This is a genomic window from Rahnella sp. RFA10(1/100), assembly GCF_004195115.1.
Taxonomy (GTDB): domain Bacteria; phylum Pseudomonadota; class Gammaproteobacteria; order Enterobacterales; family Enterobacteriaceae; genus Rahnella; species Rahnella perminowiae.
Genome location: NZ_SEWR01000013.1, coordinates 52,941 through 76,194, shown reverse-complemented (window position 1 = coordinate 76,194; position 23,254 = coordinate 52,941). Strand labels below are relative to the sequence as shown.

General features: G+C 49.9%; 23 protein-coding genes and 2 pseudogenes. 6 read left to right on the top strand and 19 right to left on the bottom strand.

Features of this window, described 5'->3' with window-relative positions:
• Positions 1–38 precede the first annotated feature (38 nt).
• Positions 39–1,472 (top strand): MFS transporter, encoded by a 1,434-nt coding sequence (locus ETV65_RS23735; protein WP_129955542.1) that lies wholly within the window; start codon positions 39–41, stop codon positions 1,470–1,472.
• 273 nt (positions 1,473–1,745) lie between these two features.
• Here the strand turns inward: ETV65_RS23735 and ETV65_RS23730 are convergent, their stop codons facing one another.
• From ETV65_RS23730 to ETV65_RS23705, 5 genes and pseudogenes are all read right to left on the bottom strand, one after another.
• Positions 1,746–2,291, bottom strand: a complete 546-nt coding sequence (locus ETV65_RS23730; RefSeq protein ID WP_129955541.1) for a hypothetical protein — start codon at positions 2,289–2,291, stop codon at positions 1,746–1,748.
• A 115-nt stretch (positions 2,292–2,406) separates the two neighbouring features.
• Positions 2,407–3,645: an IS110 family transposase gene (locus tag ETV65_RS23725; RefSeq protein WP_129955540.1), complete on the bottom strand. Its 1,239-nt coding sequence runs from the start codon at positions 3,643–3,645 to the stop codon at positions 2,407–2,409.
• A gap of 367 nt (positions 3,646–4,012) precedes the next feature.
• Positions 4,013–4,630 (bottom strand): annotated as a pseudogene (locus ETV65_RS23715) (IS3 family transposase); the annotation flags it as partial.
• A 189-nt stretch (positions 4,631–4,819) separates the two neighbouring features.
• A complete protein-coding gene (locus ETV65_RS23710) occupies positions 4,820–5,848 on the bottom strand; it encodes an IS110 family transposase (RefSeq protein WP_129955538.1) in 1,029 nt (342 codons plus the stop codon).
• Positions 5,849–5,898: 50 nt separating this feature from the next.
• Positions 5,899–6,398: pseudogene (locus tag ETV65_RS23705) on the bottom strand (transposase); the annotation flags it as partial.
• 257 nt (positions 6,399–6,655) lie between these two features.
• Between ETV65_RS23705 and ETV65_RS23700 the strand changes: the two are divergent.
• Positions 6,656–6,973 carry a hypothetical protein gene (locus ETV65_RS23700; protein WP_129955537.1) on the top strand — a complete coding sequence of 106 codons (318 nt, stop codon included), beginning with the start codon at positions 6,656–6,658 and terminating at the stop codon, positions 6,971–6,973.
• A 207-nt stretch (positions 6,974–7,180) separates the two neighbouring features.
• On the opposite strand, the gene ETV65_RS23695 is transcribed toward ETV65_RS23700, so the two are convergent.
• Together ETV65_RS23695 and ETV65_RS23690 are read right to left on the bottom strand one after the other, a co-directional pair.
• On the bottom strand, positions 7,181–7,381 hold the full coding sequence (locus tag ETV65_RS23695) for a hypothetical protein (RefSeq protein WP_129955536.1): 201 nt from the start codon (positions 7,379–7,381) through the stop codon (positions 7,181–7,183).
• Positions 7,382–7,543: 162 nt separating this feature from the next.
• The gene (locus ETV65_RS23690; RefSeq protein ID WP_034789686.1) at positions 7,544–7,780 is read right to left on the bottom strand and encodes a hypothetical protein; all 237 of its coding nucleotides are present in this window, start codon (positions 7,778–7,780) and stop codon (positions 7,544–7,546) included.
• A 364-nt stretch (positions 7,781–8,144) separates the two neighbouring features.
• Here ETV65_RS23690 and ETV65_RS23685 point away from each other — a divergent pair, with 364 nt between their 5' ends.
• The gene (locus ETV65_RS23685; protein WP_129955535.1) at positions 8,145–8,612 is read left to right on the top strand and encodes a GNAT family N-acetyltransferase; all 468 of its coding nucleotides are present in this window, start codon (positions 8,145–8,147) and stop codon (positions 8,610–8,612) included.
• A 262-nt stretch (positions 8,613–8,874) separates the two neighbouring features.
• On the top strand, positions 8,875–9,411 hold the full coding sequence (locus ETV65_RS23680) for a GNAT family N-acetyltransferase (protein WP_129955534.1): 537 nt from the start codon (positions 8,875–8,877) through the stop codon (positions 9,409–9,411).
• A gap of 68 nt (positions 9,412–9,479) precedes the next feature.
• Here the strand turns inward: ETV65_RS23680 and ETV65_RS23675 are convergent, their stop codons facing one another.
• From ETV65_RS23675 to ETV65_RS23635, 9 genes are all read right to left on the bottom strand, one after another.
• Entirely contained in the window at positions 9,480–9,875 is a 396-nt protein-coding gene (locus ETV65_RS23675) for a VOC family protein (protein ID WP_129955568.1), read from the bottom strand.
• A 221-nt stretch (positions 9,876–10,096) separates the two neighbouring features.
• Positions 10,097–10,714 (bottom strand): LysE family transporter, encoded by a 618-nt coding sequence (locus tag ETV65_RS23670; RefSeq protein ID WP_129955533.1) that lies wholly within the window; start codon positions 10,712–10,714, stop codon positions 10,097–10,099.
• A gap of 208 nt (positions 10,715–10,922) precedes the next feature.
• Positions 10,923–11,150: a hypothetical protein gene (locus ETV65_RS23665; RefSeq protein WP_205951632.1), complete on the bottom strand. Its 228-nt coding sequence runs from the start codon at positions 11,148–11,150 to the stop codon at positions 10,923–10,925.
• Positions 11,151–11,205: 55 nt separating this feature from the next.
• On the bottom strand, positions 11,206–11,688 hold the full coding sequence (locus ETV65_RS23660; RefSeq protein WP_129955532.1) for a glutathione peroxidase: 483 nt from the start codon (positions 11,686–11,688) through the stop codon (positions 11,206–11,208).
• Positions 11,689–11,873: 185 nt separating this feature from the next.
• A complete protein-coding gene (locus ETV65_RS23655) occupies positions 11,874–12,083 on the bottom strand; it encodes a DUF6434 domain-containing protein (protein ID WP_129955531.1) in 210 nt (69 codons plus the stop codon).
• 116 nt (positions 12,084–12,199) lie between these two features.
• Positions 12,200–12,847, bottom strand: coding sequence for a dTMP kinase (locus ETV65_RS23650; RefSeq protein WP_129955530.1), 648 nt, complete (start codon positions 12,845–12,847; stop codon positions 12,200–12,202).
• Positions 12,848–13,208: 361 nt separating this feature from the next.
• Positions 13,209–13,676: a GNAT family N-acetyltransferase gene (locus tag ETV65_RS23645; RefSeq protein WP_129955529.1), complete on the bottom strand. Its 468-nt coding sequence runs from the start codon at positions 13,674–13,676 to the stop codon at positions 13,209–13,211.
• A 223-nt stretch (positions 13,677–13,899) separates the two neighbouring features.
• On the bottom strand, positions 13,900–15,243 hold the full coding sequence (locus ETV65_RS23640; protein ID WP_129955528.1) for an amidase: 1,344 nt from the start codon (positions 15,241–15,243) through the stop codon (positions 13,900–13,902).
• On the bottom strand, positions 15,243–15,983 hold the full coding sequence (locus tag ETV65_RS23635) for an MBL fold metallo-hydrolase (RefSeq protein ID WP_231572432.1): 741 nt from the start codon (positions 15,981–15,983) through the stop codon (positions 15,243–15,245). Before ETV65_RS23635 ends, ETV65_RS23640 begins: the two co-directional genes overlap by 1 nt.
• A gap of 48 nt (positions 15,984–16,031) precedes the next feature.
• Between ETV65_RS23635 and ETV65_RS23630 the strand changes: the two genes are divergently transcribed.
• Positions 16,032–17,123 (top strand): LysR family transcriptional regulator, encoded by a 1,092-nt coding sequence (locus ETV65_RS23630; protein ID WP_240782873.1) that lies wholly within the window; start codon positions 16,032–16,034, stop codon positions 17,121–17,123.
• 272 nt (positions 17,124–17,395) lie between these two features.
• The gene (locus ETV65_RS23625; RefSeq protein WP_129955526.1) at positions 17,396–18,235 is read left to right on the top strand and encodes an MBL fold metallo-hydrolase; all 840 of its coding nucleotides are present in this window, start codon (positions 17,396–17,398) and stop codon (positions 18,233–18,235) included.
• An 11-nt stretch (positions 18,236–18,246) separates the two neighbouring features.
• Here the strand turns inward: ETV65_RS23625 and ETV65_RS23620 are convergent, their stop codons facing one another.
• From ETV65_RS23620 to ETV65_RS23610, 3 genes are all read right to left on the bottom strand, one after another.
• Positions 18,247–18,819, bottom strand: a complete 573-nt coding sequence (locus ETV65_RS23620; RefSeq protein ID WP_129955525.1) for a diguanylate cyclase — start codon at positions 18,817–18,819, stop codon at positions 18,247–18,249.
• 224 nt (positions 18,820–19,043) lie between these two features.
• Positions 19,044–22,115, bottom strand: coding sequence for an efflux RND transporter permease subunit (locus ETV65_RS23615; protein ID WP_129955524.1), 3,072 nt, complete (start codon positions 22,113–22,115; stop codon positions 19,044–19,046).
• Entirely contained in the window at positions 22,112–23,221 is a 1,110-nt protein-coding gene (locus ETV65_RS23610) for an efflux RND transporter periplasmic adaptor subunit (RefSeq protein ID WP_129955523.1), read from the bottom strand. Before ETV65_RS23610 ends, ETV65_RS23615 begins: the two co-directional genes overlap by 4 nt.
• Positions 23,222–23,254: the final 33 nt, after the last annotated feature.

Genomic DNA, 23,254 nt, shown 5'->3' with positions numbered 1-23,254 from the left:
CGCATGTACTCGAACATTAGTTTATTTGGAGATTATTTATGGTTACTGCCTTACGGGAATCAGGTGCCCCTCGCTTTCAACACCTCAGCCTTGCGCTGCTTGCCTTCGCCCAACTCATGTACTCCCTTGATATCAATATTGTGTTTGTAGCACTCCCGGAAATTGGATCGGGACTGGGGTTTTCGGAGCACACACTCCAGTGGGTGGTCAGTGCTTATACGGTATGCTGTGGGGGATTTTTATTGTTCGGTGGAAGAGCAGCAGATCTTCTGGGGCAACGTCGGGTTTTTATCGGTGCGTTATGGCTCTACGCGCTCTCCTCACTGGCCGGTGGATTAGCGTGGAGTCCTGTCGTCATTGTCATTGCACGAGCCATACAGGGTATAGGCGCGGCATTACTTTTTCCTGCCACGCTTTCGCTTATAAACAGACTGTTCGAGGAAGGGCCGTTGCGCAACCGGGCACTGGCAGTCTGGGGCGGCGCAGGCGCAAGTGGTCTTACACTGGGATCACTCGCGGGCGGGATACTTACAGGTGTCTATGGCTGGCCGTCAGTATTTTTCGTCAATGTTTTATTGGCAGCGATTGCAATATGCGCCGCTTTTTTTGTGTTACCGAAGGACAGTTTCCAGGAAGTGCGCCGCAGCTTCGATTTGCCGGGCGCTGTGACAGTCACCACAGGAGCAATTCTGCTGGTTTATGCTCTGGTTCAGGGGCCTGAAGAGGGTTGGTTGTCAGAGCATATTCTCTTATCACTGAGTCTGTCAGTGGTATTTCTGCTGGCGTTTGCCGCCATAGAATTTCGCAGCCCTGACCCATTAATGCCGGTACGATTATTCAGGAATCGAAGTCTGACAACAGGCATGGTGATCACGTTTATTTATATGGGAACCTTCGGTGCTCTGCCTTATTTTCTGACAGTTATGTTTCAGAACATTATGGAATACAGCGCCTTGCAGACCGGCCTGGCGTTTATAGCGCCTTCGCTGGCAATTTTTGTCGGAACGCAATTCGGAGCCCGACTTGCAAATAGTCTGTCGTTACGCAAAGTTTTACTGGCCGGTTTTTTAACTGGAATTGCGGGTACGCTGGCACTGGTTCCATCAGCCTATTCAGGTGCATCTTATTTAAGCGTATTACCGGGACTGGTCATTTCAGGAATAGGCCAGGGTATTGTCTGGACGGCAATGTGGGTAGCTACTGGTTCAGGCGTAAAGCATTACGAGCAAGGGGTTGCTTCAGGTATGGCTTCTACAACGCTGAATGTTGGTAACGCTATTGGTATTGCTCTGTTAGTTGCTTTATCCGGAAGCGGGACCGTAAGTCTGCATCAGGTGAACTCTACAAACAGTCTCCAAAATGCCTTACAAATCGCATTTTATCTGGCTGCAGCGGGACAAATTGCAGGGCTTTTTGTTTCCTGCCTGTTACCTTGCAAAGCTGCAACTGATTTGCCAGCAGAAATAACCTAGCAGAAAATCAGTATCCTTTGCCGATGGCTTCAGATGAAAAGTATTAATGTGGAAGACCTGCTTATGGCGGGTCTTTTAATTTGCAGCTTGCGCTGGGAGGTGCGCGAAAATTTCAACATGCTGCTGTACTGACCTGCATGTGAACGCTCGCTTCTGGCACCAAGCGGACTAGCCAGTTGATTCGAAGGTCCGCTGTGAGCGAACTGCGGACGTCGGCTCTTACTCGTCATTTTGATGTAATATGACTTAGCATGTGTCTAACTGGCGGCTATTTTATAAACAGCTACTGTCAGGGATTGGATATATCAACTCTATCTCTGGAGCGTCAGTTAAATGCCTACCTGAGCGAGCCATCAAGTACCCAGCAATCTCTTCAACACTGAGATCAACATGTAACATCTCAGGATTTTGGAACCAACTATCTGGCCAAAAAATAAGATCAGATGGATTACCGTTAAAATTCCTCTCAAGTAATGAAAGAGCAAAGTTTTGTTCGGATTCTTTGCCCTCGGAGTCACATATAAATTTGATTGTTTGAATCAATTCGCTCCAGGTATAGTCTGGGTAAAACCTCTCCAGATTAAAGGCCATCCTGGTAAATTCCCTGGCACTGGTCCAGGAGGAAAAATCTCTGAAATCAGGAAAAGTATAGGGACATACAACCTGGTTGTTCCATTCACCCATCATGCTTACTAATATGGGATCTTCTTGATCACAGCCTCCATCAATTTTAGAAAGTATCATTTCAGCACTTTTTGAAAGTTCATTAATTTTGTTACTACTGACTTTGCTTGGTCTCATTCTTTCCGGCAGTGGCATTATTTTAATCCTTGAGAAGTTAACTCATCAAACCGATTGATTTTAAACAATACTCTTTATGTAAATATGGTACTACCTTAGTCCGCTTCACGCCCTGAGACATTCGACAAGTTTTTTACGGCATCAGTAAGGGCGATTTTCGCTCTTCCAGTGCCAGCAAATATTTCGCTTCGTCATAGCGGGTTCTGGTCTTCCAGCAGTGGTAAATGATCCTTAGCCATTTGAATGCCAGAGCCCGGATCGCGGATTGATGAGATTTTCCCTTTTCTCGCTGCCCCTGATAATACAATTTGGCCCAGTATGATGAGTTAACCGTCTTGGCAGCCCATTCAACAAAGGTCTGCCTGACGAACTTCGCACATTGCCATCGCCAGTGAACCCAAGATTTCTGGCCACTTCTTTCTGTCACCGGTGCAATACCTGCGTAGTTTTGAATTTCTTCAGCGCTGTTAAACCGGTCTCGGTTATCACCAAGTGCAGCAAGCATACGTGGGCCCATACACGGCCCCATGCCCGGAAGTGATTTGAACAGCCCCGCATCTGGCAATGTGTCAAACAGCGTTTCGATTCGTTCGTCATAGGTTTTGATGATTTCACTCACGACTTTAATTTGTGTCGCCAGTGCGGTTGCCATCAAAGCATTAGCCTCTATAACACTCGGGTCTGTCGTCAATGGGATCGCGTTATCAATACTTACAACACGCTGCTCGGTAAGGGCCATTGCGCGACCGCCTTTGGCATTCAGAAAGTTGCGGATCGTCTCGCGCCTGGCGCGTTTAAGTTGTTGCAGACTGGGCCATCGTATAATCAGTTCACACAACAGTAAGCTACCCCGATGTGAGAACCACTCCAGGGGCTGAGGATAATACTGTTTAAGCGTGTTGATTATCCGGTTCACAAAGCGGCGTTTATCTTCAACCAACTGACGACGCTGCTCAACCAGTTGCTGGAGTAACCGGATATCCGCATTGTCGGGTTCAATAGCTTTTATTTTTTGGGGATAACGCAGCATTAACTCTAATGCCAGTTCTGCATCCTGCGGATCATCTTTAGCGCCGCTGGGCGAGAAGGCTTGCCGGTAACGAGCCAGTGACAAAGCGTGGACGGGGAAAACGGTGATAAAGGGATATTTTTGAAGAGCATATACCACGGGGCCCTTCTTCAGCTCAAGGGCGATAGCTATTTTGCCTTTCACCTGTTTGTGCAACGCGTTGAGCCAGGCATCAAGCGCTTCTGCTGTATGTTCAATCACATGGAATGTGCGTTCGCCGTTTTTAAACTGAACACAGACATCGTGTTTTTTATCTGCCCGGTCCAGACCAACATGAGCAGCAAACTGATCTATCGCAGTCATAACCAACTCCTTTTCACCGGGGATTGGTATGCATTCCACGCTCTTCGAAAGAAATATAGTCAGCAGTTTGTCTGCATGCCCTGAGTATTCGTTAGCGAACGTGGAGCACTTACTGGCTCGAAAGCAAAGCGGCAATCATCAAACCACATGATTCTGGCACAATATTCGTAAGCAGTAAGCGCATACCCTGAATCACTTAAAAGTGTAACTCTCAGGGTGACTATACCTGGCACTGAGCGGACCGAAGCACTGCTCACTGGCAGTGATGAGCGAGGAACGGACATTGCTAACAGTATTCTGCGCGAATCAACAGGGAACTGGTCACTGTCTGTATGGTTAGGAGGCTGATATTGTAAGCACACCTGTTTTAGTTCCACGCACTTTTTGAGACTTCCGGGTTTTCGGCCATCAGCCGGTACTCTTCCGGCGTCAGGTTGTTCAGGGATTCATGAGGCCGCTCGTTGTTATATTCAGCCAGCCAGCGCTCCGTTATTTCTCGTACTTCATTCAGTGTTCTGAACAGGTAAAAATCCAGTATTTCTGTCCGGTATGTTCGGTTAAACCGTTCTATAAACGCGTTCTGTGTTGGCTTACCCGGCTTGATAAATTCCAGCATCACACCATGTTCTTCGGCCCATTGCGCCAGTGCCAGTGAGACCAGTTCTGGCCCGTTATCCATCCGCATCTTCAGCGGATAGCCGCGGTTTGCCACTATCCTGTCTAGCACTCTCACGACGCGTTGCGCCGGGATATTCAGGTCAATTTCTATCGCCAGCGCCTCACGGTTAAAATCATCCACCACATTGAAGGTCCGGAAGCGTCTACCACACACCAGCGCATCATGCATAAAATCTATCGACCAGCTCTGGTTAAGTGCTTCCGGCGTCGCCAGCGGAGCCGGATTGCGCACCGGCAGACGTTGCTTTCCCTTACGGCGAAAATTCAGTTTCAGCAGGCAGTAAATCCGGTGAACGCGTTTGTCGTCTAATCAGTCAATATCTGGATCAGATGGGGTCTTTGTCGTCTTCGTAGTCATTTTTTAGATGCTACAACATGTTGCCAGACGTCGTCTTCATTCCTATGTGATTCCCGCAGGGGTATTGCCCTGCAAAGCGTGTCCCGGAATTGAAGTGTACGACGAGCTCAATCTGATTTGATTATGACTTTTCGTTCTTTAATTTACCGCTTTAAGACGTTCATTATAAAATGTCTCTGATTTCCACATACTTAACATCAATGTCGTCAGTTTTCGAGCCAGGGCAACAATAACCTTCTTGTAACCCATCCTGCGTCGGAGTCCATTTGCCCATATTGCCAGGCTTGTATCAGTACCATAACGCGTTAACAGGCAGGATGCTGCTTCGTAGATAAGCGTGCGTGTCATTCTGTTTCCCTGCTTTGAGATTCCCCCATTTCTGTCAACTTCGCCGGATTGATACTTTTTGGGCGTTAATCCGAGGAAAGCTCCTGCATCGCTGACCCGTCTGAAGCGAGAGGGGTCGTCAATTGACGTTTTAAAACTTAATGCTGTCAGAACACCCACACCCGGAATAGATTGCAATATCTGGCAAACCGGATCTTTTCGGGCTAATTTTTCTAGCATGTAGTTAAATTTTCTTATTTGCCCGGAAAGATGTTCCCAAGTATCAAGCAACATAATAACTGCAGGTTTAACTGTTTCCAGCGAAGGTGATGACTCGAGTACGGCACGTTCAAAAACACTATTTTTCCCGGGTGGAAGAACAACCCCGAATGTTTTCAAAAGTCCGCGGATCTGATTCGTTACGGCAACACGAAGCTGGACCAATTTTTCCCGGCTGGTAAGAATGAGTCGTTGTTGATGGCATTGAAGACTTTTGACATGTACTGGCTTGTACCAGCCGGAAAGAACCAGTCTTGCTATACCAAAAGCATCATTTTGATCGGTTTTATTTAACTGCATAGATAAAGCCGCATGAACATGTCGTGCGTGGATACAGTCAACGTCCAGACCAAAATTCCTGAGAGAATGGTAAAGCCAGACGCAAAGCGGCCCTGTCTCCAGACCCACTTTCGACTTATCAAATCCTTCAGAAAAGAGATAATCAGCTATAACACCAGGATGCGTATCGACGTTAACCATCCGAATTTTATTACCGTTATGGTCTATAACGCAGATGCTTGTTTTCTTCTGGGAAACATCAAGTCCAACGAAAGTTTTCATGGCAATCACCTCAGATATCACAGACTGGGATCGTATTAAGATTACAGCATGTGGTTCCAGACGTGCCCCTGCCTGCGAAGTACCTGAAAAAGCTTCTTAAAACCGTAGCGGGGATAGCGCTCAGCGACCTCGGTCAGCCTCTGGATCACCGCTTCATCACGTCGCGTATCCGGTTGATAACGAAACACCGTCCTGCTTAGCGATAACGTCCTGCATGCCTGGCGTATGCTCATCGTAAATTGCGTGGTCAGATAGTTGACGAGCTCACGCTTTATCGCTGGTTTTAAAGCTTTTTTTCGATGACGTCTTTCAGCGCCCGGCATTCCAAACTCAGATCGGCAAACATTTGCTTCAGACGACGATTCTCGTCCTCAAGGTCTTTGATTTTTTTGATATCAGCGGCTTCCATCCCGCCATATTTTGCTTTCCAGTTGTAATAGCTGGCTTCAGAAATAGCAGCCTCGCGGCACACATCTTTGACGGTCCTGCCAGCCTCGACTGATTTCAGGACGGCGATGATCTGGTGCTCAGTGAATCGGATCTTACGCATAGCGCTCTCCTCAGGGGACATAATCAGTATGTCGGAAGATCTCTAAAAATGAATGGGCCGTTTTGGTGGGATACTTACAATATCAAAGCTTCATAACAGAAAGGCGTCCTGATAGTGATACTTCTGCTTTGAACAAAGATCGGAGTCTTACTGTTGAGTAGGAACTCATTCTACCTAAGAATGTGCAAGAGTTGGGCATCACATTCGAATATTATGGAAGTGAGGACTGTAGTGTATTATTGGAGAACGTTGGTATTATGGGGAAATTTCGCAATCTTAAGTGCGTGCTTTTAGTGTCATCAGGGCTAATTTCCAGCAATGTGTTTGCTGAACAATATGGTACCCCGGTATCAATTTGCCTCAATAATCATACAATACCATTTATTGACACTGATCGGCCTGCAACCGAGGTAGTTGATGCTGCCTACAAGCAGTGTCAGGAGGTGATCTTGCAATGGGATAAAGAAAGAAAATCACTTCCCCCAGGAATGGTTGCCAAGCAGGACGAGGAGTTCCACTCGTTTTATATCCATATGATTGAAGCAAGGCGGAGGGCTGCGGAGAAGAGAAAATGAGAAGAATTAGCTTGAGTGCACGCTCATACCCCCGCCACGCCTGCCCGCTTTATGTCGTGGTTTTGACCTGCACCTCGTTGATGAGCACATACTGATCTTAACAACGACGGCTTTTGGCACTCAGTGGACAAGATAACTGAGCTTAAGGTCCGCTGTGAGCGAGGAACGGAATGATGGCATTAATTCCCATGCTGACGAAGTAGTTGTCTAGAGTCTGACTTTATCTAAAATTCGCCCTAAATCATTTAACAACGTAAAAGCGGTTTCTTTTGACGCCCCGATTCTAGTTTCAAATTCAGGTACAGAAATACCATTGCAAACTTCATTCAACGCTGAATAGAGAATTAACAACTCATTGTTATCTAGAGATAATTCAGTCTTTTTTTCGTCAACTGATACGGCGTCCATTACTCACCTCAAATTATCTAACTATGCTCTGGCATGTACATGCCTAAGAAGTTCAGCCTTATAAAACAATATTCCACATCAGTTGAGAGGTTTCAAACTCATTAGTCTACATAAGTAGGCCGTCAATGTCCGCTCCTGGCACACAGCAGATGTTCAGGCCCATCAAGATTCCTGCTTTGCTGGCGGAAGCAATTTTTTAGCTTCGTTAATGAGCTTTTCAATCTCTTCCAGAGGGATGCATCCTTCGTAACAAGAGAAAGAGAACTCATGAGTTACATCGGAATAGAAGACTTCAGCAATTTGCCGGAGCGGGGATGTTCCAGCCTCAAAAAGTTCGAGGTACATCCCATCACGGATGACATCGCTTCCACGGGTTAGGTTGTATTGGATCTTAGCCATAAATTTAATTTTCCATTTTTCCAATTAATGAAGCCTCTGTTCGAGCGCAATAAAACGTAAAATATGCCCCAGAAGGTAACTTGCACAGATCCGCAAAGAGCGAGAAGCGGACGTTACCTACCTGTTGAATTTGATGATAACGGGGAGATCCCAACTATCGAGTCAATCCTAAAAGCTAGGCCGCTAGCACGCCTTCTTACCTCATTTCTCCCCCAACTGTACACTTTGGTTATTTTATCCAGTGTCAGTAATCTGGCAGTTGCAACGTCAAACTGGTGGTGCCAATCTGGTGTTAATTCGTCGAAAAACTGCAAAGCCTGCTATGTTGCACATGTTAGTGGTAGCCGAGCTTCAAGGAGTTTATATGAGCAAATCGCTTGACGTCGCCCTTTCGGTCCGCCGAGCGGAAGAAAATGAAGCGGAATTGGTGCGTGAGATAGTGCGCGCGGCCTATTCCAAATGGATTCCGGTCATTGGTCGTGAACCAACTCCGATGACGGCCGATTTTAATAAGGCCATCCGTGAGCATGACATTGACCTCGCCATTGTCGCAGGGGAAGTGGTCGGCCTGATCGAACTATGGCTCCAGGCCGATCATCTTTGGATCGAAAATGTTGCGGTACATCCCCACCGGCAAGGAATCGGAATCGGCCGTACATTGCTGGCACATGTTGAAAGTAAGGCAACTCAAGCGGAGCTTGGGGAAATTCGCCTGCAGACGAACGAGGCGTTCGAGGCGAACATCGCATTATATGCGACGCTCGGATATGAAATCGATAGACGTGAACCGTTCAAAGGTGGAACGACCGTCTTTATGAGCAAAAAACTGTAGTGGTTACTAAAACTGACCCCGGTACAAAGATTCCTTGATCATTTTAATGTGCGCTGATGACCCTGACCTGTCCGCTGAAGGATCAAGGGCGGCTGTGAGCGAGGAACGGACATAGCGACATTCGGATCTGTAAACTAGCATCGAAATCATTGCCAACAACTCTGTATGGTAATTGACGGTGAGGTGTTGCGAACCTGCTTTTCCCTAACTATAAAAACAGATATATAACTAACCTAATGAACACATTATTTAGGAAATTGTTTTGCAACTACAACTCACCAGACTGCATCTTCGCCCCGTAACTACATCTGACTTGAATGACCTTTTCAGAATTTATGGCGACCCGGCTACAAACACCTTTAACCCCGCAGGGCCATATCCTGACATACAACATGCACAAATTGTTTTAGCTCGCTGGATCAACCACTGGGAAACTCACAGTTTTGGAAACTGGGCAATCTCTTTGCAGGATAGTCCTGAAAGGATCATTGGTTTTGGAGGTCTGAGCATCAGCAGTTATGCAGATATCGTAATTAATAACTTAGGATATCGTTTCGCCACAGAGGCATGGGGAAAAGGTCTGGCGACAGAGTTTTCGAAATACTCCGTCAGATATGGATTTGGTGAGTTAAAGCTGACTGAGATATCTGCCGTAGTTAGAGGAAACCACATGGCATCGCAGAAAGTTCTTCAAAAAGCCGGGTTGCAATACGTAAAAGAGATCCATGATGTGAAAGACGCGCCGCCTAGCCTGCTTTTTTCTCTAACACAGAGTGAATGGCTCAGACAATCAATGTGAGCGTATTTACGCTAAATCATGGATAGCTAAACTGAAGCTAAAGAAGCGCCCTACAGCGCTTTGGAAAATTAGTTATTCTGGTACAAGTCCCAGCGATTTCCAAAGAGATCCTCAAATACAACCACTGTCCCGTACTCTTCCTCACGTGGTTCCTCGCAAAATTGAACGCCTGCAGTCTTCATAGCGTCATAATCGCGCCAAAAATCGTCGGTCTGAAGGAAAAGGAACACGCGGCCGCCACACTGATTACCGATAAAGGTTTCCTGCCTATCGTTTGAGGCTCGGGCCAGGAGAATATTGCAGTCACTTTCCGGGTTAGGAGTCACAACCACCCAGCGTTTGCCAGGTTGAGGCGTGTCTTCAACAAGCGTAAACCCGAGCTTGCTTGTGTAATATTCAATCGCTCGGTCATAATCGTCGACGACGATAGCCACATATCCCATGCATTTTTTCTGCGTTCTCAAAATCACCTCCACCCATTTGGGATTCTGCCCTTCACTCGAAATCACCATATCATTCGCTATGAATGTCCGCTACTGGACTGTGAGTTCAACTGATGGATGCAACACCCTGATTGAACCGCTCTGAGCGAGGAGCGGACTGAAAGCAAGACAGCCAGGTCCGCTCTGGGCAAGGAGCGGGCATGAACACTTCGTATCACTAGAGGACATCGTACTCGCCAGGCTCACTTCAGCAGCAGTCGTATTCCCAAAAAGGCCATAACGCCTCCGCTTAATTTATCTATAAACTTACGGTATTTAATGTAAGCCTGACGTGGCCCGTCAGTTGATAATAAGCATGCAACGACTGCATACCAGAGCACATCAATAACGAATGCCATTGTGGGCAGGATAATGTACATAACAGGCTGAATATTTTTGCTAAGCGCTGCGGAAAAAATACTGGCAAATACCAGCGCAGTATGAGGATTGCTGATTTGCGTAAAAACGCCAGTCATAAAAGCTTTTGAGACGCTTACTTCCTCTGTACCGGCAGAATCATTAAAACGATTTGAAGGACGACGAAACATTTGCAACGCCAGCCATAAAAGATAGCAACCGCCTGCAACCTTAAGTCCTGTGTAAAGTGATGGGACCAGACTCAGAAGGGTGTGAAGACCTGCTAACGCTATGGCAGCAAAAACAGACGCACCAAAACCCATACCTGCAGCAACAGATAAAGCCGCCCGTCTCGAACTGGACATGGCCATTCGGGCGACGAGAAGAAAGCTAACTCCCGGGCTCATTGCACCAAACAGGATAGCTACGCCAATAGCAGAAACCGCGATCAAATCACTTGTCATTCATCTTCTCCATCATTAATCAGTGTCAGACAACTCCCTCATTGCTCGAACCGCACACCCTATGAATTTCTCCCGGTTAACAACATAACACTATGCCAACAACGGCCGCTTTTGGCACAAAGCGGTCAGATTGAACTCACAGCGAAGAGCGGATATCGCTACTCATAGTAAAACCGGCATCGTTAGCAGATCAGTGGTTTTGAGAACATCAAAGCATTTTTACAGTGTTATCTAACCAGGCGGGAAGATTTTCTCTGTACCCGTTGAGATAGAAATGAAAATCATTTTTCTGCCGTTCATTAAGCAGTACGACTACCACAGTAACAATCCATGCTTTGGCAATTGCTATTTCTTTAGCCAAATCATTAGGCTTAGAAAGGCAAGATATCCAGTTATAGCGATCTGCAAATTCAATAAACTTTTGTACAGAGCCCATTCTCTTTATTTGTCGGAAGCTCTCTAAGAGCGGGCTGTTCGGATGACAGGAATATTCAGATTTCAAGCGCAGTAAGGATTACGGCTTCCATTTTTTCCGGGGTGGAGATCGGAGCAAAACGCTTGAGCGGTTTGCCGTCGCGTCCGATCAGGAACTTAGTGAAGTTCCACTTGATCCGTCCACCCAGCACGCCGGGCAATTCGTTTTTCAGATACCTAAACACAGGGTGCGTAGCAGTTCCGTTGACCTCAACTTTCTCAAACATCGGGAAGCTCACTCCGTAGTTAATGTGACAAGTCTGTGCGATTTCGTCGGCACCGCCGGGTTCCTGCTTACCGAACTGGTTGCAGGGAAAACCGAGCACCATCAGCCCCTGTGCAGCATACTTCTTGTAGAGCGCTTCAAGGCCTGCGTATTGTGGTGTGAAGCCACAATGGCTGGCGGTATTAACCACCACAACCAGCTTGCCAGCGTAGTCGGCCATAGAGATAAGCTGACCACCCAGACTGGTGGCGGTAAGTTGATGAAAGGTGGTCATGTCGGGATCCTCAGAACACATTTGCAAAGTCGAACGAAAAGAATAACAAACAGGCGACCTTTAACCTGCTCGCCATCGGTTAACACACCATGATGATAGCCAGCCGTGTCCGCTTCTGGTAAAGCGCTACTGAAGCAACACCAAGGGACTGCAATGAGCAATGAGCGAGGAGCTGGTTTGGTTTATTAAAACGAATGTCTGCGCTTCCACTCATTTACAACATCACCCAAAGTTTTTGGATCATCATTACGTATCCACATCATAAATTCACGATCGAATCGAAAATCTTCACCACACTCCTTAATCATGAAACGACGAACGTTTTGTGTATTTTTATAGTTTTTATCAATGCTGGTGGTACTGGTCAGTGATGAGCTATGCCAATCGGTTTTCAATTTACTCACTCCTAAGATGAAAAGGTTGACTAGAAATTAAGATACTCACTGGCATAAGATGCCGAAATTTTGCGATAGCGTTGCATCGATCAGTTGAACTCACAGCAAGGAGCCGGTCAGGAACCGCTGCCCGCAAAACCAGTGCCAGCGGGGCATCCAGGCACTCTGTAGATCTCAGATATCACCTGCATCGTTGCGTCTTCGATCGTTCCTTCATTACGGCATAAAACCCAGCCCTGATGTGCAATTTCTCGCTCGAACGCTTCGGTACAAGCGACATGCTCTTCCAGCTTATGAATCACCGTACTACTCAGCCCGCGTGTTCGGGCTGCGGCTCTCGCCCATGAAATATCAGGCGCAGTTACAACCCCGACATGCAGGTCTGGCACTCGCACGTTTCGTTCCATATTAAGCTGTAAAATCTGTGCGAATGGAACCCTGCGGCGAAACGCAGCATCCGACGGGTACCAGCGATCCATCAAGATAATGCTGTCAGGTGGCTGCTTAGTCAGAACGTGCCGGGAAATCCAGGCACGGCTGTCAGCAAAGCGCTCACAAATCTCCAGTTCCAAATCCAGGGTGGGATTTCTGACGAACCTGTTCACGAGGGCCATTGTTTCCCCCCTGCTGGGATCACTTTTTTTCTCGCAAAGTCGGATCACCTTCTTGTTGTCTGCCCTGAGTACTTTCGTAATGGCTTCCAGCAGTGTGGTTTTACCGGCTCCCTTCGGCCCGTCCAGAGAAACAAACACCTGACGGCTCATTCTTTAAATGACGATTGATATGCGGTTATTGTAAAGCTTGAATCTGACAAAAGCATCGTACTTCCTTCGTATGAACAGCTGATCACCCTCTCCGCTCGCCGGAGCCGCTTAATGCGTCAGCGCGAGCCCTATGGAGGGCTTTTATAAACAGACACTGATGAACATTCAAGCAATGTTTCTCACTGGATAGGTTCAGGATCATATTGCTGGCGATAAAGAAGCACGTGACCTGCCTGACAGGCTGGGAAAGCCAAAAGGCCCGCTTAAGTTGCCTTAGGCGAGCCTTTTAAAATTTAGCTCATCGGACTGGGATTACCCTGGATATGAACTGAATGATAAATAAGCCGAATATGAGTGTTGGTCAGCCAGGCTTTTTTCTATCGGTGTAAATATCAGGTCGGGTAATTGTCCATGCATAGTTTTCCCGATTTACGGGCTCGTAGCCAAACTTTTCATAAAGCCAGGGTGCTGTTGTTGTGAACAGCATGATCCTCCGAAGCTGCCCGAACACAGGGTGATTATGTATGCATTCCATAACCCATCTTCCCAGCCCTTCTCCATGATATTCTTCAAGAATATACACATCGCAAAGATAAGCAAATGTAGCATAATCGGTTATCAGGCGAGCGAAACCTATCTGGATTTCATTATGATAAACGCCAAAGTTAAGGCTGTTTTCTATTGATGCGAAGACAATATCCAGATGAATACCTTTAGCCCAGGTGGACCTTGTCAGATACCGGTGGATAGCCTGTACATCCAGTTTTTCTCTGTCTGTACTTACCAGGTAGTCATTCTTATGCCATTCATGTTTCTCTGAAATACTCACTTTAATTCCTGTCTCAGGGATTTAGGGAAATCTGGCTTTATCATTCGATGGAATAATTATACTGCCTGAATCGCTCCGGGTTAGCCGGACCTCAATCTGTTTTTCATAATGGAAACTTGTTGTCAACCTATTATATTTAGGATCCACGAGCAAAGGCTTTACCTATAGATGGCGCGCAGGTCTGTCTGTGATAACAGGTTATCACTGTGGATATGAAGAGGCGTTAACCTGCCGCGCCGTTTTGCTCCTTCAGGAATACATTTAGCAGTAAGTCCTCTCTGTCACGTAAGGCGAGAAGCTCCAGCCCAAGCGGAAAGCCTTGTTCGTCAAATCCTACGGGAAAAGTCAGCGCAGGTGTCCCGCTGGTCGCCGCAAACAAGGCGTTGCTGCCCGTTTGAGTTTCTCCGTGTTTGACCGGCGGATGACGCATGACCGGATAGGCGAGAAGATTGATATCGTGGTCTGCAAACAAGGCTTTCAGTAAATTATAGAAATCACGTTGCCGCTGCTGTACACCACGATATTCAGGGCTATTTGTCCCGGCGTGCTCTGCACGCGCCCTGAATACGGCGTCAAGTTGCGGATGGTGAATATTGGCGGCCACGATTTCCTGAAGCGATGTAAAACTGGCCTGCGGTCTGGCACTCAAAAATGCGTTTAATGACTCTGCAAACTCGTAAGCGATAATATTGGCCGCCTCAGCGAGCGAATCTAAAGAGGTAACACCGACCGTTACGACTTCGGCACCGATATTCTGCACAGCGGCCCGCATTTTATTTCTGCTCGTGTCGCTGATATCGTTAAAAGCACTGTCAAGCCAGCCAATACGTAATTTTTCCCCCCGGGGCGGGAAACTTTTACCCGTCATAACTTCAGTCACCCACCGCAAATCTTTGGCATGGCGTACCAACGGGCCAGCAATATCCTGTGTTGGAGACAACGGCACAATGCCTGCCATCGGAACGCTGCCCCGGGTCGGCCGCAGGCCATAAAGCAGATTAAAAGCGGCAGGAATTCGCACCGACCCTGCTGTATCCGTACCGACAGCAAAGGGAACATAACCTGCTGCGACTGCGACTGCGGAACCACTGCTTGAGCCGCCAGGGTTATAGCCCGGTCGGTAGGCGTTATGGGTATAACCGCTCAGTGATGAGGCGCCCGTAATGCCAGCCGCCAGTTCATGCATGGCCGTTTTACCCAACAGGATTGCCCCTTCTTCACGCAGACGTTTCACCAGAGGTGCATCATGGTCTGCAATAATCCCCAGCAGCGCTTTTGATCCCGCCGTTGTCGGCCATCCTGCAACATCAATATTGTCTTTAACCAGCAGAGGGATACCTTCCAGCCTGCCGCAGGGATGGCCGCGCCGCCGTTTTTCATCGCTCGCGATGGCAGCCTGTCTTGCCTCATCAGCATAGAGCCAGGTAATGGCGTTCAGGGCGGGCTCGCGCTCAGCAATAATCGCCAGTGCAAACTCCGTCAACGTCGCTGCACGGGTCTCACCATTCTGCAATTTTTGCAGTAATTCAGTGACGGATGCTTTTGCATAATCCTCTTGTCGGAACATTATTCTTCCTCCGGCGTTTGCCACTGATAACGCTGACTGCCGTCATACCTGACCCTGCCGAAAGAAGCACCTGCAAAGTGTGAACTGAACCAGATTGCCTGATGCTCTAATGCCCAGTCGATTGCTTTACGGCGTGAAAGGGATGCCTGCGGTTTGTTTTCGCAGAAAACCGAATTCCAATGCGGATGTTCAAACTGCACTTCATGGTGCATCAGATCCCCGGTAAATATGGCGTGCTGTTGGTCTGAGACCAGGAGTAAAGAGCCATGGTCATCACTGTGACCGGGCGTTGGCATATAGCGCAAGACGCCGGAAAATAACGGCGACTGTTCAATGTCGATAGCATCCAGCTGGCCGCTTTTTATCAGCGGCAGAATGCTGTCGCGATACAGCTCCTGCCTGCCAGGATCGGCCTGACACTTCGCGAGCTCCCGGGCCGAACAAACATAACGTGCATGTGGAAAAAGGGGCTGCCACTCGCCTTCATTCCAATGCGTATTCCAGCCAACGTGATCGGTATGGATATGCGTCATTAACACTAACGAGACCTGTTCCGCAGCGATCCCGGTCTGTTTCAGACGTTCAAGATAATCGCTGTTAAGATGGTCAAATAAAGGGATGCCCCCTCTGTTCCTGCCATTTCCCGTCGCCGTATCTATCAGGATGATATCTTCCGGGGTTTTTACCAGCCAGCTATGAATGGAAAGCCCGACCGCAGCATCTTCAGGATAATTTATCATCTCATCGAGATGGTCGGGAAATAGCTGCCTCAGGGGAAAGGACGTTGTTTGTTCCGTTATTTTCTCAACCTGACATTGCCCTACGGTTATTCTCATTTATTCCTCCACTTCATTACATCGCCGCGAATGCCTGGCGGCTTGTCCGCTCAGAATGAGAGAACTATACTCACGCTTCGTGAATTAATTAAATTGATTAAAATAATGACCCTCATTAATCCAAATGATTTTAGTCGCATAGATCTTAATTTACTCGTGGTGCTCATCGTGATGTATGAAGAGCGCAACGTCACCCAGGCTGCACACAGGCTGCACCTTGGACAACCAGCAGTGAGTGCGGCCCTCAGGCGGTTGCGCAGCATGTTTAACGAAGCGTTATTTGTGAGAACGACTCAGGGCATGATGCCTACGCCAAGGACCTGCGAGCTGATACAAGCGCTGACGCCCCTGATGGCACAATTACAGGCCGTGGTTCTCAATCCACCCCGCTTTAATCCGGAAAAGGATAAGTTAACCTTCAATATCGGTATGAGCGACTGGATTGAGCACTGGCTGATGCCGGATCTGCTGGCCGGGATTATGCGCGAAGCCCCACAGGTTTCGATCAATGCAGTGGCCACTGATCCGTGGAAGGTGGTGAGTGCGCTTGAGCAGAACAAGGTCGATTTATCCATCACTGTCGGGCAGGAAACATCACGTGATTTGCGGCGGGAAAAGCTCACGTGTGCCGGATTTAAAACGCTCTGGGACCCCGGACAAATCGACATAACCAAACCGCTGACGGTTGCGGAATTCGTTCATTATGAACACTTGCTGATTTCCTACCGGGGGGCCAGTCAGAGTGCGATGGACAATAGCCTGGAAAAAGCAGGGGTAGCACGGAGAGTGCGCTATGTTTCCAGCCACTTTTCCACATTGCCGCTCATGCTCAGTCAGATGCCCCTGTTCGCCACGGTCCCCATGATGCTGGTAGATGACTGGTGCCGGCGGTATGGTTTCCAGTCAGACTCTGTGCCGGTACATATGCCGCCCTTTGAACTCGCCCTGTTATGGCATCGCAATCGTGACAGTGATGCTGCAACCCTGTGGATGCTAAATAAAATTCGTCAGCTAATTGCGAAAAAATTATCTGTTATCCGCTGATCGTTGCCAGAGTGCAGCTTACCGGGCTGGTGGGTACCAGAAGCTGACAGCAACGGGCAGGTTACACTGTTCGCTTATACGCATAATAAATCACACTGAGATTATTCTTATAAAAACTTCCCAACTGTGAAGATAATTTAATGATGAATTAACGATTGCGGCAATACCTGTCAATCAGGATTGTTACCGCCCCACTCAAAAGACATCGTCATTTTATTTACCCGCAGGATAAGGTCTGGCGTTCCGGTCATTTCGGGAGGAAGAGACAATATATGAAAGTTCATCATCTTAATTGCGGGTGTATGTGCCCGGTAGGCGGCGCACTATTTGATGGTTTCAGTAAAGGTATTTATGCGCATCTGGTCTGCCATTGTCTGCTTATAGAAACTGACCGGGACGGACTGGTACTGGTAGATACAGGGTTCGGGCGGGATGATATCCGTCAGCCGGAAAAACGGCTGTCGGGCTTTTTCCGGCTGATGAATAATATTCAAAAACGGGAGACGCTGACCGCCCGTTCACGCATAGAGGCGCTGGGGTTCAGCGCAGAGGATGTCCGTCACATTATCCTTACACATCTTGATTTTGACCATGCGGGCGGGCTGACGGACTTCCCTGCTGCGCGCATACATTTACTGCAAACTGAAATCGATACCGCACAGCAGCGACACAGCTGGCTGGCCCGTGAGCGCTACCGGCCCGGCCAGTGGAGCGGTATGTCTGGCTGGACAGGCTATCAATGCCGGGGAGAAAAATGGTACGGCTTCGAGGCGGTTACGGCTCTGCAAGGATTGCCACCGGAAATCCTGCTGGTGCCGCTGGCGGGTCATACGCGGGGGCATGCAGGCATTGCCGTAAGCCAGCCGCAAGGCTGGCTGCTGCATGGGGGTGATGCCTGGTTCTATCGGGGCGAAATGGACCTGCAAACGCCCCGCTGTACACCCGGCCTGCGTTTTTACCAGTGGATGATGGCGGTGGATAACGGAGCCCGACATCGTACCCAACAGCAATTACGGGAACTGTTTAGCCGCTATAATCAAGACATTACTTTCTTTTGCAGCCATGACGCCAGAGAATTAAATGCTTTCATCTCAGACGGAGAAACTGATTAACTCCGCTGCATTTATTTTGCCATTAAGGAGGATTGTTTTTTCTGATACCTTCTGCCACGGAAATACTCTTCAAGGTAAGGAAGGAGTTCAAACAAAATTATGCCTGAAAAAATCACAACGATATAAGTAACGGGTAAAGGATCGGCACGCAACCGTATATCAAAACTGCCCGCCGCGTCGTTAAGGCCCATAAGGGCAAGGAATTCATTCCAGTGTCGGGAAATAATTAATAACAGTGCCATCAGAGGTAGCATTTCCAGGAAACTGTGAATATGTTGTTCTACTGGCGTAACCTTACGGGCGCTGACCGCATAACTTACATCCCACAAAGCGGTTATTTCATGCAGAAAAAACATCACTATCATAAAGGCAATGATCAGCGCATTGACGTCGAGGAATAAAGCGGCGAGCAGGGGTAAACCCATCTCCAGAAACATCAGAATATGAATCCAGGTTTCTTTTACACCCGTTGTTCGCTCGATCCCCGTCGCACGGTGACATAGCCAGTCGCAAAAACCAGCCGCCAGCCAGACAGGCAGAATGAACCAGAGCAGTATAATCAATTGCGGATCGGTGTTATGCATATTCCTTTCCCGTCGTTATCCGGATAATCAATTACAAGCTTAGTACAGAACTAAATGGCGTAAACTCACCCACTTTCATCGTCAAAAAACTGAGCGGACTCTGCCTTCGTGATTAAAAAATCATCTCAGTAAGGTTGAAGAAAAATGGGTATTTTACTCCCGTTTTTCTTCACCTTATCGATCCGCTGATTCTCATCCGCAGATGCTTATACCAGTACCTGCCTTTACTGAGATGGCTGATTGTCAGGACGTATCCTGAACCAGATGGCATACATTGCCGGCAGGAACACCAGTGTAATGATGGTGCCGCCAAACGTCCCGCCAATCAGGGTATAGGCCAGCGTGCCCCAGAATACCGAGTGCGTCAGCGGGATAAAGGCCAGAATAGCTGCCATCGCCGTCAGCAACACCGGTCGGGCCCGCTGCACCGTCGCCTCTACCACCGCATCGAATGGCGCCAGCCCTTCCTGTTCATTGTGATGGATCTGCCCTATCAGAATCAGGGTGTTACGCATCAGAATGCCCGACAGCGCGATTAAGCCTACCAGCGCATTGATGCCAAACGGCTGGTTGAAAAGCAGCAGCGTGGGCACCACGCCAACCAGCCCCAGTGGCGCGGTGAGGAATACCATCACCATGGCCGACATCGACCGTACCTGCAGAATAATGATCAACAACGTCATGGCAATCATGATAGGAAACAGCGGTGCCATCGCCTGGGTGGCTTTTCCGGATTCTTCAATCGACCCCGCCTGCTCAATGCGGTAACCCGCCGGAAGCTTATCAATAACCGGCTGCAAGGCTTTGGTCATTGCAGTGGAGACATCCGGCGGCTGCAGATTTTCGGCAATATCCCCCCGCACGGTAATGGTCGGCGTACGATCGCGACGGCGCAGAACAGGATCTTCCATTTGCACCTCAACTTCACCGATCTGAGACAACGGAATGCGCTGACCGGAAGAACCTACTAAGGTAAAGCCCGCTATTTTTGCCGGGTCGAGCCGGATATCTCCCGCCGCGCGCCCCATGACCTGCACCGAACGGATATCTTCACGCACCGAGGTGATCGGAACGCCTGAAAGCAGGAACTGGAGCTGCTGCGCGACCGCATTCGATGTCAGCCCCACCGCCTGCAGGCGGTCCTGATTGAGCGTGAAATGCAGCGCCGGTACCCGTGGTCCCCAGTCGGTGTTGACGGTCCTCATCATCGGGCTGGCCTGCATCACCTTTTCGACCTGGTCTGCAATTTCACGCAGTCTGGTGGGATCCGGTCCCATGACCCGGTAGGCCACCGGATAAGGAGAATACGGACCAAACACCAGCTGGGTCACGCGCACGCGCGCCTCCGGTGCCAGACCACCGGCCGCCGCTTCACGCAGTCTGAACTTGAGCGCCTCGCGGGCTTCCTGACTGTCCGTCAGCACGACAATTTTCGCAAACGACGGATCGGGCAGCTCAGGCGCCATGGCCAGATAAAAACGTGGTGACCCTTGCCCGATGTAGGACGTAATGATTTTTGCCTCTTTCTGCTTTCTCAGCCAGGCTTCAATTTTGGCCGTGGTGGCACTGGTCTGCTCAATCGCGGTGCCATAAGGCATCTGCACTTCAACCAGTACCTCCGGGCGGTCGGAGGTCGGGAAAAATTGTTTTTTCACCAGCCCCATGCCAAGGATAGCGACCGTAAATATGGCAATAACGGTACCGGCGACTATCCACTTGCGCGCGATGACACGGGTCAGTAGCCGGCGAAAACGGTTGTAATGACGGGTGTTGTAAATCGCCGCATGCCCGCCCTCTACCGTTTTGATTTTCGGCAGCATTTTCACGCCGAGATAAGGCGTAAACACCACCGCCACGACCCAGGAAGCAATCAGGGCAATACCGACAATCCAGAACATATTGCTGGTGTATTCACCGGCGGTGGACTGGGCAAAACCGTTGGGCATAAAACCGACGGCGGTGACCAGCGTACCGGCGAGCATCGGTGCCGCCGTGTGACTCCAGGCATAGGCGGAGGCTTTGATGCGGTCGTAGCCCTCTTCCATTTTCACCACCATCATTTCGATGGCGATGATGGCATCATCAACCAGCAACCCGAGCGCCAGGATCAGCGAGCCCAGGGTAATGCGGTCAAAGTTTTTGCCGGAAGCCTCCATCACCACGAAGACGATCGCCAGCGTTAAAGGCACCGCTGCGGCCACCACCACGCCCACGCGCCACCCCATACTGACGAAGCAGACCACCATCACCACCAGCAGCGCGACAAAGAATTTGATCATGAACTCATCAACGGCGGAGCTGATATTGACTGACTGATCCGTGACCTTGGTCAGGGTCATGCCCAGCGGCATACCCTCATTGATTTTGGCCGTTTCCGCATCCAGCGCCTTACCCAGATCCAGACCGTTCCAGCCGTCCCGCATAACGATGCCCAGCAGCAGCGCCGGTTCACCCTGATTGCGGATCATGAAGGTCGCCGGGTCCTCATAACCACGTTCAACCGTTGCGATGTCAGAAAGCTGCAGGGTTCTGCCCTGAACAACGATGGGCGTTTGGCGGATTTTCTCCAGTTTGTCGAAGGCGCCGTCCAGGCGGATAAAGACCTGCGGCCCGTGGGTATCAATCGAACCGGCAGGCGTCAGGACGTTCTGGCTGTTAAGGGCGGAGAAAATATCCTGAGGCGAAATGCCCAGCGTGGTCAGCCGGTCATGTGAGAACGAGACAAAGATACGTTCAGCCTGTTCACCGATGATATTGACTTTCTTGACCCCCGGCACATGCAGAATTTGCTGGCGCAACGCTTCCGCATCGCGCACCAGCAGCCGCTGTGGCTCCCCTTTCGCCTTCAGCGCAAAGAGCGCAAAGGTCACGTCGGAGAATTCATCATTGACCATCGGCCCGATGACGCCTGCGGGCAGGTTTTTAGCCTCATCGCCCAGCTTTTTACGCGCCTGATAGAATTCTTCCTGCACCTGTGAAGGTGGCGTACTGTCCTGCAGTGACAGCATGGTAAAAGCCAGTCCGGGACGCGTGTAGGTCTCACTCCGGTCATACCACTTTAGTTCCTGCATACGCTTTTCAAGCGGTTCAGCCACCTGATCCTGCATCTCCTGCGCGGTGGCACCCGGCCAGGCGGAAATAATCGTCATCTGCTTGACGGTAAACGGCGGGTCTTCAGCCCGCCCCAGTTCGAAAAAGGAGAGAATGCCCGCGACCGTAATCAGGATAATAAGAAACAGGGTGATTGAGCGCTCGCGCACGGCAAGCGCTGAAAGGTTGAACCGCCCCCCGCTCATGGCTGGCTCCCGGCGACGCTGGCATCGCTCTGTTCAGCCATGCGTACGGTCTCACCTTCATGCAGCAGATGCGCACCCAGCGCGACCACCTGTTCACCCGGCTTGAGGGAACCGGTCACCCTCGCCGCATCGTCACCCAATCCCTGTACCTGAACGGACCGCCATGACACTTTGGCGGGCTTACCCGAAATCTCCCAGACACCCGGCCCCTTGCCAGGATCGTAGAGGGCCGCTAAAGGCACCTGCATCACCTGATCCGGTAATTTATCGTCTGCAATATGCAGCGTAACGGTGGATCCCAGCGGCGCATTTGCCAGTGCGCCCTCAAGCACATATCTCGCCTCGAAGGTGCGTGTTACCGGATCCGCCGCATCGGAAAGGAGCCGCAGTTTCGCAGGGACTGTCTGCTTACCGGTACCGTACAACGTGGCCTGCGCCTCGCTTCCGGCCGCCGGGCGTAACGTCTCGGGCAACTGCACGATGGCTTCGCGCAGCCCTGCCCTGGCCAGCCGGACCACAGGCTGCCCGGCACTGACCACCTGACCGGGTTCAGCCAGCGTCTCCATGACCACGCCGTCGGCATCGGCCAGCAGTACGGCGTAACCCGTCGCATTTTGCGCCACATTGGCCTGTGCCTGAGCCGCGCTGAGTTCAGCTTTGGCCGTGTCGGCGGCGGCCTTTATCTGATCGTAAGCCGATGCCGATACGGCGCCGGCCGCGACCAGACCGCGATAGCGCACCTCGTCGTCAGTCGTTTGTTTTGCACGGGCCCGCGCAGCCGCGACGGCCTGTTGCTGAGCCTGCGCCTGCAGGCTCAGGTCAACCGGATCCAGACGCATCAATGGCTGGCCGCGTTTGACGGTCTGACCGGTGTCGACCAGACGTTCAAGAATTTTGCCCTGCACTCTGAAACCCAGGTCGCTTTGAATCCGGGCGACAACAACGCCGGTAAATGCGCGGGAGGCACCGGCAGCACTGACTACGGTCGCAGACCTGACCAGAGGAGGCTGAGTACGGGGATCGTCGGTACCGGAAGAGTCACCGCAGCCCGCAAGGGCAAGCGGCAACAGGCAAACAGCAAAGGTGGCAGGATTAAGCCTGAGCATGGGTTCCCTTATTGATTTAACAGGACAGTAACC